This window comes from Pseudomonas lactis (genome assembly GCF_001439845.1).
GTDB classification, from domain to species: domain Bacteria; phylum Pseudomonadota; class Gammaproteobacteria; order Pseudomonadales; family Pseudomonadaceae; genus Aquipseudomonas; species Aquipseudomonas lactis.
The window spans coordinates 300987-313850 of sequence record NZ_JYLO01000011.1; the positions used below are offsets into that span (position 1 = coordinate 300987).

The 12864-nt window shown below is 60.9% G+C and carries 6 protein-coding genes; 1 reads left to right on the forward strand and 5 read right to left on the reverse strand.

Annotated features, from left to right (window positions below; all coding sequences use genetic code 11):
* Positions 1-25: 25 nt before the first annotated feature.
* Positions 26-6523: an NEL-type E3 ubiquitin ligase domain-containing protein gene (locus TX24_RS20880; protein ID WP_057711002.1), complete on the reverse strand. Its 6498-nt coding sequence runs from the start codon at positions 6521-6523 to the stop codon at positions 26-28.
* A gap of 70 nt (positions 6524-6593) precedes the next feature.
* A complete protein-coding gene (locus TX24_RS20885; protein WP_034134325.1) occupies positions 6594-7724 on the reverse strand; it encodes an OpgC family protein in 1131 nt (376 codons plus the stop codon).
* Between the two features lie 213 nt (positions 7725-7937).
* Between TX24_RS20885 and TX24_RS20890 the strand changes: the two genes are divergently transcribed.
* Positions 7938-8312, forward strand: a complete 375-nt coding sequence (locus TX24_RS20890; RefSeq protein ID WP_057711003.1) for a GtrA family protein — start codon at positions 7938-7940, stop codon at positions 8310-8312.
* Positions 8313-8441: 129 nt separating this feature from the next.
* Here TX24_RS20890 and bglX read toward each other — a convergent pair whose 3' ends face one another.
* The 3 genes from bglX to TX24_RS20905 form a co-directional block, all read right to left on the reverse strand.
* Positions 8442-10748, reverse strand: a complete 2307-nt coding sequence (gene bglX / locus TX24_RS20895; RefSeq protein ID WP_057711004.1) for a beta-glucosidase BglX — start codon at positions 10746-10748, stop codon at positions 8442-8444.
* 111 nt (positions 10749-10859) lie between these two features.
* Complete coding sequence (locus TX24_RS20900) at positions 10860-11144, reverse strand: putative quinol monooxygenase (protein WP_003188906.1); 285 nt, start codon at positions 11142-11144, stop codon at positions 10860-10862.
* 12 nt (positions 11145-11156) lie between these two features.
* Complete coding sequence (locus TX24_RS20905) at positions 11157-12776, reverse strand: FMN-binding glutamate synthase family protein (RefSeq protein WP_057711005.1); 1620 nt, start codon at positions 12774-12776, stop codon at positions 11157-11159.
* Positions 12777-12864: the final 88 nt, after the last annotated feature.

Below are 12864 nucleotides of genomic sequence, written 5' to 3' on the forward strand. Positions count from 1 at the left end.
ACAGGAAGACAGGCGGTTTCGGCCTTCAGGAGGTTGTTTTTGCGGCCTGCACGGCCAGGGTCAGTTGGCGTACCAGCCGCGCCAACTCGTCTTTTTCTTCATCGATGATGGCCTGGCGACGCTCCAGATAAAGGTCCGAGCGTCGGTCCGACTCTTCCCGATTCAACCTCTCGATCTTATGGCGCGTCGTGGCGCTGATCGTTGCAAAGGGCTCGGGTAAATGGCGGGCCATGAACTCGATCCAGAACGGCTCGGTCATCAGCGCGTTGATTGCCGCATCGCTGGCCTTTAGCCGTTGCAGCTTCTGGCGTGCGCGGCGTATGTCCTGTGGCTTCACCCATCGCTCTGCTGAGTACAGCATCTCCTCAGGCCCGATCGGCAAGTTGAATTCCTCGGCCAGGGCGATGCGCAGGTGTAGTTTGACTTCCACATCGTCCGGTTCTTTTCCGGCGGCACGCAGCGCCAATATGTGCGCGTCGGCGAATTGATCCAGCTCACGCAAGAAAAACACGCGGTTGGCCAAATCCATCAAATCACGACTGGCTTGCAGCGTGGCGGGCTGCACCTTGGCGATGTGGCGCAGGTGGGTGATTTCCATGTCGATGAACGTCAGCAACGCACCGTCGCCGCAGGTGCCGGCCAAATAGGTGTTAAGGAAGACTTCGTTACGCAACTGCGTGGAGTTGCCCATCGCCTCCAGCAGCTTCCAGACCCTTTCAGTCAAGGCGGGGCGTGCCGATGTATTGCTGTAGGCATACGCCTGGGTCAAATCCCGCAGTACCCGGAACGCATCATCCGGGCTGGGCTCTTCGATAGACAGCAATTGGTCCCACAGGGTGCGGCGCTGCACATGTTGCTCAACCGGTACGCCACTCAGCCAATTGGCAAAGTCTGCTTCGCGGGGCGGTTGGTGGGTGATGCCTGGCAGAGGGCCACCCAGGGCGGCGGTACGGTTGGCGTGCGCTCCGATGCGGGCGAGGGTCTCGGCATCCAGTGGGTTGTCATGCAACTGGATATCCAGGTTCACCTGAACTCTGCGTCCGGGCTGGAACAGCGTGTTCGGCAAGGTCGTCAGGCGGTTTTCCTGGAGTAACAGGCGGTTCAGGACGGGCCTGTCGTCGGCTCCCAAGGGCCACTGGTCGATCTGGGTATTGCGCAGGTTAAGGATGCGCAACTGGTCCATGGCGCTGACATCCGGTGCCAGGCCCAGAGGGTTGTCGTTCAGGTTCAATTCGCGCAGCGAGGTCATTTGCGCCAGGCGTTGGCGTGCGTCTGCGTCCAGGGTGATGTGGTTGCCGCCCAGGTTGAGTACTTCCAGATGGCGCATCTCGGTTATTTGCGTTGGTAACTCGCTGAGCAGGCAGTCGATGTTCAGTTGACGCAGGTTGGCAAAGCGGCTGAGGAAGGCATTGCCGGTCGCCGGGAATGTATTGCCCGAGATGTGCAGGTCTTCGATGTGTTCAAAGCCTCGAGTGCCGAGGATGAAATCAGCATCGGGCAGATTGTTGTCTTCCAATTGCAGATGTAAGAAATGGCGTTCGAAGAAATCATAGCTGCGCGATCTAGGGGTTTCATGGCGCCAGGCTTGGCGGATATGCTGGGCCAGGTAGCGCCGCCGCCCCAGGTTCAACCCCATAGGATCGGTGGCCGGGTCGTCGATGGGCTGCAGGGTTTCGGCCCAGCGCGTCAGGCCGTGGTCCAGGGTGGCGTATTCGGCTTCGCGGCGCTCCAGTTCCAGCAGGGTGGCGGGGGCCGACAAGTCCAGTGATTCGATCAATAGCTCGGCCTGTTCCACGCTGAAGCTGGGATAGAGTTTTTGTACCTTACGCACCAGGTCCGCAGTCCTCGGGCCACGGAACGGCCAGAGGTTTTGCAGTGAAAGTGGATAGGCCACGAATGAGCTGTCCACCTTCATCGGCGGTTGCAACCATGGCGGTATCGCGGGCAGGTCGAGCAACCGCTTGATCGCCACGCGTTGGTTCAGCGCCAGGTCTGCAACGCGTGATTGCAGTGTGGCCAGGTCGAACCGATCGGCCATGCCCAACGCTGTACATTCGCTGGGTGACAGCAGCAGGACAATGGCGCTCAGCAGGTCGCCAGTGCTGTTGGCCGGATCGTTGAGCGTGCGGCCTTGCGGGTCGAGGGCACGATAACGGCCACCCACCCGGATGAGGGCGCGGCGGTCGGTGCCGGTGAGGTGCCCGCCACTTTCCAGCAGGCGCCCGGTGTCGGTGTCCTTGTGGATGTCCAGGCGCAACTGTGCAGGCCAGCCGTTGAGTGACTTGAGCATATGCAAGGTGATGGTGTCGCTGTCGGGGTTCATCAGAGTGGTCAGGTACAGGCCCTCGTAGGCGCGGTTCAAGCGCAGGTCGTGCGCGGTCAGGCGCGCCTGTTCAGCCAGGCGCAGGCCGACCTGGTTTTTGTCCTGCAGTTGGCGTTGCTCCTTGATCGTGGCCTGGCCGAGGATGGCTCGGACGGCGCTCACAGGCAGTTGCGGATGATGCTGTTTCAGGCGCGTTTCCAGCAGCGTGCCAGGCTGCTCGCTTTGCGCGTAGAACTGCTCGAACAGTTGGGCTCTTTCGCGATAGGCGTATTCGGCGATGCGTTTGGCCAGCTTGAACTGGCGCTCTTCGACGGTGGCGGGCAGCTCCCCCAACAGTGCTTGAACCAAGGTGTCGTTGAGCGCCGCATCGTAAATCGGCGTGGTGCCACGCGCATTGCCTTGGGATACACGAATGATTTGCACGGGGGCCTTGACCTTGGCGGGGTACTGGACCAGCACCTGATTGCGTTTATCCACCACTTGCAACGCATGGCTGTCGGGCCAGCCAGGCAGTAAACTCAACAGCATCAACTGCAGGGTAGGCCGGGCGTTATGGCGGGCCGATGCGGTGGTCATCGCCTGGATGAAATGCAAAATCTGCCGCTCGATGCCTACGCGCTTGGTGGTGTCCTCCAGCAGCGGCGGAGGCGGCAGGCCGGCACTGTGCACCTCGCGCAGGGCTCGGGCCGGCGTGTCGGTAATGGCGAGGATGCGCGCCGAGGTGGGCTGGTCGACATGGGCGTTTTCAGGCCCGAGACGATAGAGCAAACGGTGATCATCCCAGCTCATCGGGTCTTCGCTCGCCAAGCGCCAGGCGCCGTGCCGGTTATGTTCGAGCAGCGGGGTATCGACCCCCACTTTCTGGGGGTGCTTGAGTCGCCATTTGAGCCGTTGTTCGTCAAACGTGATCGGATACAACGAGCCGTAGAGGCTGATCAGTTGTTGATCCTGCCACGCATAGATGCCCTCGGCATTGGCCTGGAGTTCAGCCGGCAACACCAGAGATTGTTCGTATTGACCCAGGGAGCCGTTGAGCAGGCTGACATAGCCTTCGGGGCTGCGTTGCGCGCTCATCAGGTCCCCCAGGGTTTTACGCAAGCCCTTGGCGTCGGTGTCGGCATTCATGCCCAGGCGGGTGCGTTCATGGGGTTGCAACACCGAACCGATTGCCAGGTAGAAACTGTCGATGGCCGGCGACACCGCAATGGAGCCGGCATTGCGCATGTCGTACGCCTTGTAGCGGCCCTCGCCGTAATGCAGCAGCTCCACGGTGGTGTCGTCCGGGCTGCTGGAGACATAGCGATTGGGCGGCGTGCCATTGACCATTTCGGTCACTACGAAGTGGCGGTTGAACCACTTGCGCAGCAGGCTTGAGGCGAACTCCCTGGCCCATTGATCGTTGTCCGGGTTGAACGGGCGTGGGTGGTACAGGCCGTCGATGGCGGCGTCGATGCGCAAGGCAGTGCGGTGTTGTTCCAGCAGTTGCCGGGTCTCGGTGGGCAGGCTGGCGTCGTGCAGGAAACGTGTTTGTTGCGATGGGGTGAGCGGTTGGTGTTCCAGCAGTTGCGCAACGTTGGCCGGGGTGAGCGGTGGGTACAGCTCATGGAGTTTGCGCAGCAGCGGCGTGACGATTACCAACGGCTGCGCCACCTTGATAGGTAGCAAGTCGCGCGCCGCTTGGCCCACTGGCACTTCATGCCTGGCATAGCCGGCATAACGAGTCAGGGCCTGGAACAGGTCCAGGCGTCGTGTCTGGACCAGGGCGCTGATCTGCACGCGCAGGCGCGCAGTGCGCTGGGCGGTAGTCAAATGCGGGCTGCCAGCTTTGCCCAGTACGGAGCCCGGTGGTTGCTGGCGCAGGATCAGTCCAAGCAGTTGCTCATCGGTATCAGGGCGCCCATCGAGGCCGGTGTAAGTGCCATCGTCACGGCGCTTGAGGCTGATGAGTGTGGTCGCCGGGGCGTGCTGTTCAATGGCGCCGTAGGTTTCGCTCAACGAGCCGTCGGCAGTGTGCACGTTGATCAAGGCGCCGGTCGGCCATTCCGGCAATTGGGTCAGCAGGCACAACACCGCGCCGTCGGCGTGGGGCGGCATGTGTCCGCGGCGATGGAACTGCGTGATGAGCTGCTCGATCACCCGGTCGGCTTGCAACCGGCGCACCCCTTCGACGAGGTTGACCGGCGTGGCTTGGCCCTGCCAGATGGCATCCAGGGTGCTGCGCGTGGTGGCTGTGCTGCGCAGCAAAGTCTCCATGGCTTGAGCGGGCACGGCGGTCGAGCCGTTGGGCAACATGCGTTCGGCCAACTGTACGTTGCTCAGGGTGTGTGCGTTGTTCAAGTCCAGCGTCCACGCGCCCAAGTGTGGGTCGTACACGATGGGCGGTGCGAAGCCGCCGCGATGATCATTCTTGAGTACGAAGCGCATGAGGCTGCTGTCGTAGCCAACCTCCACCACATGTTTTTGCTCGGTGTGCCGCAGCCATGCGTAGTGTTTTTCCCGCAGCGAATAGATGCCTTGGGTGTTGGCTACCTGGCCGTCGAGTAGGTGCTGATCGAGGATTGCATAGGAGCTGATATCCGGTTTCCACAGCGTGTGAGTGCCATCGCTGCGTATCACTTTGCGCGGGTTGCCCAGATGGTCGAGCAGTGCGTTCATGCGCCGGCGATGAATGCTGCCGGCGGTGGAAGTCAGCAGGCCGTTGACTGCCAGGTCGGCGACATCCCCCATGGCCGCGGCAAAGTTGGCGGCCTCACCCTTGAGCGCTTCGTTCACGCCTTGGATGATGCTGTGGCCCAGGCTACCGAACACTGCCACCTGCATGATCCTGGTCATGCCGGTCACGCCTCCCGGCACGGGGGTAAGCAATAGCTCCAGGACTTCGGCGGCAATGGCTGCGGCGCCATCAATCACAGCTTGCACGTCCCGGTCTGCGCGGCTTTGAGCCAGTGTCGCCAGGTTGGCCTGGAACTGCTGAACCAGCGAACCGGTCAAGGTGTTTACCAGCGAAGCGTGGCGTGAGCGCTTGGGCAATGCACTGAAGCGCAGGTCGCTCAGGGTGCTTTCCGGGAACAGGTAATGGAGGCTGTCGTACAGGAAAGAAGCGGCGGCAGACAAGCCTGGCGGGCGCTGTTCCTCGTGGAGCAGGCGCTTGAATTCGTTGAGTTCAACCAGCGGTAACTGGCGAGCAAACCATCCCAGGTCGTGCTTGCGATGACTGTCTTTGAGTTGCGCCACAAACTGCGCATTGGCGCTGCTCGCATCGGGGTGATAACGCAGGGCTCCCTCGGGGCGGAAGGGGAAATAGGAAACCACCCCCAGGCTGCCCACGGGAATCAGCAACAGCGGCAGCGGCACAGCGGTGGCGGGTGGTGCAAGGGTCACCTCTGGAAATATGCCTGAGGGTTTGCTCATCGCCATTCGTTCGATTGAGGGATAGGGCTCGTCGCTGTCGATGGCCTGGGTCAGCGTCTGGTAAAGGGCCAGGGTCAGGCCGCTGCTGCTGCGGTTTCGATACGCCTCAAGGGCCTCGAAACGCAGGCAGGCGCGTGCGCTGGTGCGCAGCAAGGTGTACAGGCTGCCACCGCTGCCCAGTTGCGCGGTGAGCACGCCTTGCAGTTCGCCTCCCAGGTCCAGCTCGCGGGTGATCTGGACGAAGGTTTCGACAGTCAGGCTTGGGTCGTCATTGCCGGAAAGGTAGGTGGCATCGACGAAGGTATGCCCGGAGGTCTGAGGCGTCTGGGTGGCGTAGCCGAAGTTCAGGCAGGCGGCCTCCCACAGGGACATTGTCGATAGATGAGGACGGTATTTCCATTCGTCATAGGCGCGGCGAAAGCGCCCCTGGCGCTGATCGTTGACGTTACTGCTGCGTGGTTCCCACGGCAGGGGCGGGGTGACCGGCTCCAAGTAGCGGGTGTGCAGCAAGACCTTTTCCGGGTCCTGGCCGCCGAGCTTTTCGCCCAGGCGTGCCAGGCCCTGAGTCTTGAAGGTATTGATCAACGCGGTGTTTGCGTTGTCAACCGCCGTCAATGCGGCGTGCGCCTCGCGTTGCAGCCTTAGGTACGTTCGTTGTTGTTCCGGGGTGAGGCTGGCCAGGCTTTGAGTGACGGTCTGGCGGATCATCTCCAGGGCTTGTTGCCGGTTCCAGGACTCGCTGTCTTGCAGGTTGCCGGATAAGCCGTTGAGGCGTAACTGAGTGGGCATGGCGCCATTTCCTTTGACTGTAGGGTGCAAAGGCAAATGGAACCATCCCGGTGTCCGGCGGCGTCGCTAACTATGTAGTCGCGACGACGGCGCGGTTGGCGTAGCGTTGGTCCAGGCGCTTGTTCAGGTCCAGCCAGGCGGCCAATACGCCCATCAACACAGCACCGGCCAAGGCGGTGGATAACTTGATCGCCACGCTGTCGCCCGCCATGGCATTGAGCATATCGGCCAGTGGCGCCAGCACCACGCCCAGGCAAAACACTTCCAGGGAGTAACGCCCCATCCGCGCCAGTTGCAGGGCCAGCCACTGCTTTGTCCAGCCGACGTCGGGGAGCAATTTGGCGGTCACGTAGGCCAGGGCCAGGAAGTGCAGCAGGCGCACCGGCGACAGGTCGGTTTTACTGATGGGGTACAGCCATCCGCCAATGACGCGTGGCATCCAGGCGTCATGCACCTCGGGCCAGCGCCACGACAGGGTGATCACACAGGTCACCAACACGTAGAGCGCAGCGGCCACAAACAAGGGTTGGCGCAGCAACGGCCGCGCTTCGGCCGGGCTGGGTGAGCGCAACGCGGCTGCGCCGCCGAGGATGAACAAGCATTGCCAGGTGATGGGGTTGAAGTACCACACCCCGCCGTTGCTCGCGGGCAAATTCCAGCCCTGCCAGGGCGCCAGCAGGTACACCGCCACCGAGATCGCCACCATCACGTTGGGCACATACACCAGCAGCGGCAGGGTGAGCGGCAGGCTCAGGATCAGCACGATGTACAAGGGCAACGGGTCGGTGAGGTTGGGCTTGAAGCGCAGCAGCAGTTCATCCTGCAAGGCCTGCTGGGTATTGGTGAGGAAATATTCCAGGCCCATCTCCTGCACCAGGTCGCGGGTCTCGATATGGCTGTTGGCGAAAATCACGATGCCCATCAACAGCGCCAACAGGAAAATATGCGCCACGTAGAGCGTCCACACCCGACGCAGGATTTTCAGGCAGGCGAAGAGATAGCCATCGCGCTGCAGAATCTTGCCGTAAGCCAGCACGGCTGCGTAGCCGGCCAGAAACACGAAGATTTCTGCGGCGTCACTGAACCCGAAGTTCTGCACGGTGACATTGGCCAAGGGGTTGTGGGGCACGTGATCCCAGAAAATGAAGATCAACGCCAGGCCCCGAAAAAAATCGATGCGCGGGTCGCGTCCGTTCAGCATGGCAGCGGGCTCTTGAACAAATAGTTGAATGACGATAGGTGCGCGCGGGCGTCGCCGCACGTCGGGCGGGCGCAGGTTGGCGGTATTTGTAAGCAATTGCAAAGGCTGGGTATTGCTGAATGTCTCAATTGGGCTTGGGGTACCTGTCAAGGTTGACAGTAGACGGCGTTTGGCAGCCGTGGCTTGCTTGGCGTAGCCGCACAGGACTGAAGCATGACTCGACTCTGGAAAGGATTCTCCAGCTACACGCTGATTGGTATCGCCAATACGGTGATCCATTGGCAGCTGTTTTTCATGTTCCGGACAGGGTTTGAGTTGAATCAGGCGCTGAGTAATTTGTTGGTGTTCTGTGTGGCAGCGTCGTTCTCGTTTTACATCAATGCCCTCTTTACGTTTGATAGCCCCGTTTCCTTGGGCCGCTACTTGCTGTTCATGACCTGCATGGGCGGCTTGAGCCTGGCTGTGGGATGGTTGGGCGACCATCTGCGTATGCCAGGGATTGTCACCGTGCTGGTGTTTTCGCTGGTCAGCCTGGTGTGCGGTTTTTTGCTGTCGCACTGTGTGGTGTTTCGCGAGCGTGGACAATGAAAATCTCGCTGGTGGTGCCACTGTTCAACGAGGAACAAACGGTGCGCGTTTTACTGCGCACGCAATGGGCCACGCCCGCATAAACTCGCCGCTGACTGGCCAGGCTCATATGTTTTGAGGCGGTAGTCTTCAAGTCGCTTCGCTATTTCTCGCCTGTAAACAAACAATCGACAACCGCTCGGCAGCCCAGTTGGGCAACGCCGGTGGGACAGACTGCCCCGCAATAGGCAACCGGCGCGTATCGCTCACCTCGAAATGCGCCTGGTTGGTAGTCTTCGAATCCGGCCCCACGAAGACGGTAAAACCGCCGGCCTCGACCTTCGGCGAGCAATGCTCGTCGAGTAAGGCAAAGTCCTGTTGGCCCAGGGAAAAGCTCACGCTGCGGCTTTCGCCCGGTGCTAAATGAATTTTGCGAAAACCCCGTAATCGGCGCACTGGTCGAGTGACGCTGGCAACATCATCGCGCAGGTACAACTGGACGATTTTATCACCGGCGCGTTTGCCCGTATTGGTGACGGTGACTTCAACCTCCAGCGTCTGGGTGGAGGTCAGTCGAGGGCTACTCAGGCGAGGAGAGGAGTAGACGAACGAGGTGTAGCTCAGGCCGAAGCCAAATGGATACAGGGGGGGCCAGGGCACATCAATGTAGGCGGATGCGTAACTGCCATCACCGCTGGGTGGGCGGCCGGTATTTTTATGCGCGTAGTAAATCGGTATCTGGCCCACATGACGTGGGAACGTCATTGGCAGCTTGCCGCTGGGGTTTACGTCACCAAAGAGCACATCGGCCACGGCATTCCCGGTCTCGCTGCCCAGGAACCAGGTTTCGAGTAAGGCGGGCGCTTGTTGGACTGACTCATCGAGCACCAGCGGGCGGCCGTTCATCAGGACGATGACCAGCGGCTTTCCTGTGTTCAGTAGTGTGCTTAGCAGCGCATTCTGCCCACCCGGCAGGCCAAGTTCGGCGCGACTATGGGCTTCGCCGCTCTGTTCTGCGGTTTCTCCGAGCACGGCGATGAGCAGGTCGCTTTCACGCGCAGTACGTTCGACCTGCTTGATATCTTGGATATGCGGGCTGCTGGGCGAGGCGCCGGGCAGGTAAACAATCTCGGTGCCAGGTGCGACTGCATTGCGCAGACCTTGCAGCACAGTGACGGACTCTTCGGCGCGTCCGGCCCCGGCCCATGGGCCGATCGTGGCGCTGGCGTCCGAGGCGAGGCTGCCGACAACCAAGACCTTGCCCGGCTGTTTGGAAAGCGGCAGCAATGTGCCGCTGTTTTTCAGTAAGACGATGGATTTCTGCGCCGCTTCTCGAGCCAGGGCGCGGTGTTGGGGCGTGAGCTGGCTGGCCCGCTCGCGGGCTTCGTCGCTGTACCGATAGGGGTCATCGAACAGCCCCAGGCGTTGCTTAGCCGTGAGTACGCGACGCACGGCGTCGTCCACAGTTTTGCGCGATACCTGACCGTTGCGCACCAGCGTCGGCAGGTGTTGGCGATAGGATTGACTGGCCATCTCGATATCCACCCCGGCAGTGAATGCCAGCCGTGCGGTGTCGGCCGCCGTGGCGGCAATGCCTTGTGGGCCCAGTTCCCAGACAGCATTGAAATCACTGACCAGCAAGCCGGTAAACCCCCATTGTTTGCGCAACAGACCGGTCAGCAGGGCGGTATGGCGGTGCATGGGAATGCCGGCCACCTCGTTGAAGGACGGCATGATTGCATCGACGCCGGCTGCGACGGCGGCCTGGAAGGGAGGTAAGTACACTTCTCTCAAGGTACGTTCCGACAGGTCGGCAACGTTATAGTCTCGACCGCCTTCGGCAGCGCCGTAGGCCACGAAATGTTTTGCCGTCGCGAGCATCGACGAGACGTCAGGGGCACCTGCGCCCTGAAAGCCATGCACGAGGGCAGCGGCCAGTGCAGAACCCAGAAACGGATCTTCACCTGCGCCTTCCACCACGCGTCCCCAACGCGGGTCACGGGTAACGTCGACCATGGGCGCAAAGGTCCAATGCACGCCACTGGCGGTGGCTTCTACGGCTGCCGCGCGTGCGGTTCGTTGTGCCAGGTCCGGGTCCCACGCTGAGGCTTGCGCCAAGGGCACTGGAAACACCGTCCGAAAACCATGCAACACGTCATAGGCGAATAACAAGGGAATATGCAGGCGAGAGCCGTTGACTACCTGTTCTTGCAACTGGCGGGTCTGTTGCGCGGTACTCGCCCCCAGTACCGACCCCACCAGGGTGACGGGCATCTGTGTTTGCGTGCCTTGATCAATGACGGGGCCGGTGGGCGTAGTCTGGATGCCAAGTTGGCTGAGCTGACCAATTTTTTCTTCAAGGGTCATTTGCGCCAGCAAGCGTTCAACCGGATCGTCCTGGGCTAGCGCCAGTAGCGGGAGGCAGGCGAGCAGCAATGAAGCAAAATGTAGAGGCATGGTTCACCCGTCCATGGGTAGGGTTGATGCCTTCAAGTGTTTTGCATCAGAGCAAAATCATCTACTGTCAGAATTGACAGTGCGCGCCCGTTTCAGACAGGCGGGGTATTCTCAGAAAGCCTCCATCAGCAAGACCCTGCACGGTTTGGCCTGATACGCATTGATCTGCGGTACCAAACGGGTGAAGTGCTCGGTCTGGCAATGCGCATCCAGCGCTGCCTGATCGGGCCACTGTTCGATAAAGACGAAGTGCCCAGGGTCTTTTTGATCGACAAACAAATCGTAGGCGATGCACAGCGGTTCCTGGCGGGTTTTTTCCACCAGTTCGGCGTACCACGGGCGCACGGTTTCAAGATGTTCGGGCTTGATAAAATCTTCAGCGATGACTTTCAACATGCTAGGTGTCCTTCAGGCCGCTGCGATTTCATGGGGCTCAAAACTATCCGCCCGCGCCATCTGCCACATCCGCGAATAAAACTCGCCGTTCACTTCCCCAGTGAGCAACTCGCCGGGCTTCAAGAACACATGCAGCTGTGAAAACAACTTGATCTCAGTCGCCGACATGCGCCGTACCAAGTGCTTGGCCGACAATTGCGATGGATGCTCCAGCCCTGCGGCGGCGAGCATTTCTGCCAGGGCGTGCAGCGTGTTGCGGTGGAAGTTGAACACGCGCTGGGCCTTGTCCGGCACCACCAGGGCGCGTTGACGCAGCGGGTCTTGAGTCGCCACGCCGGTCGGGCATTTGTTGGTGTGGCATGACTGAGACTGAATGCAGCCGATGGCGAACATGAAACCACGTGCCGAGTTGGCCCAGTCGGCGCCGATGGCCAGGACGCTGGCGATGTCGAAGGCGCTGACGATCTTGCCGCTGGCGCCGAGCTTGATCTTGTCGCGCAGGTTCAGGCCCACCAGGGTGTTGTGCACGAATAGCAGGCCTTCGCGCAGCGGTACGCCGATATGGTCGGTGAATTCCACCGGCGCGGCGCCGGTGCCGCCTTCCTTGCCGTCGACCACGATAAAGTCCGGCAGGATGCCGGTTTCGAGCATGGCCTTGGCAATGCCCATGAATTCCCACGGGTGGCCTAAGCAGAACTTGAAGCCCACCGGTTTGCCGCCGGACAGTTCACGCAACTGGGCGATGAACTGCATCAGCTCGATCGGCGTGGAAAACGCGCTGTGACGCGACGGCGAGATGCAGTCTTCACCCATCATGATGCCGCGAGTTTCGGCGATTTCCTGGGTGACCTTGTGCTTGGGCAGAATCCCGCCATGGCCAGGTTTGGCGCCTTGGCTCATCTTGATTTCGATCATGCGCACTTGCGGGTTCTGGGCCTGCACGGCGAAGCGTTCGGGGTCGAAGCGGCCGTCGCTGGTGCGGCAGCCGAAGTAGCCGCTGCCCAGTTCCCAGGTGAGGTCGCCGCCGTGTTCCCGATGGTAGGGGCTGATGCTGCCTTCACCGGTGTCGTGGGCAAAGTTGCCGAGCTTGGCGCCGTGGTTGAGTGCGCGGATCGCGTTGGCGCTCAATGAGCCAAAGCTCATCGCCGAGATATTGAACACCGACGCCGAGTACGGCTGCGTGCACTGCGGGCCGCCGACCATCACGCGAAAGCTGCTGGGGTCGCTCAGTGGCGCAGGGCGCATGGAGTGGCCGATAAATTCGAAGCCTGACTGGTACACGTCAATCAGGGTGCCGAAGGGTTTGTCCGCCGTTTCGTTCTTGGCGCGCGAATACACCAGCGAGCGCTGGGCGCGGGAGAAGGGCAGGGCGTCGCTGTCGGACTCCAGCAGGTACTGGCGGATTTCCGGGCGGATGGTTTCTACCAGGTAACGGATATTGCCCAGGATCGGATAGTTGCGGCGCACCGCATGAGGGCTTTGCAGCAGGTCGACAATGCCGATCAGGCTGAGTACACCGGTGACTATCGTGATAGGCCACAGCCATTCATGTTCGATAAAGGGGAGGCTGGCGAGGGTGAAAATGACACACACAGCGAAGAAAGCGTAGCGGCTTAACAAGGACAGGCTCATACAGTTTCCTTGGGTTCGGACTCTTCAGGTCGATCACCCATTCTGCACCTGTCGATAAAGCACGGACAAGGATTGATCGCCCTTTCGC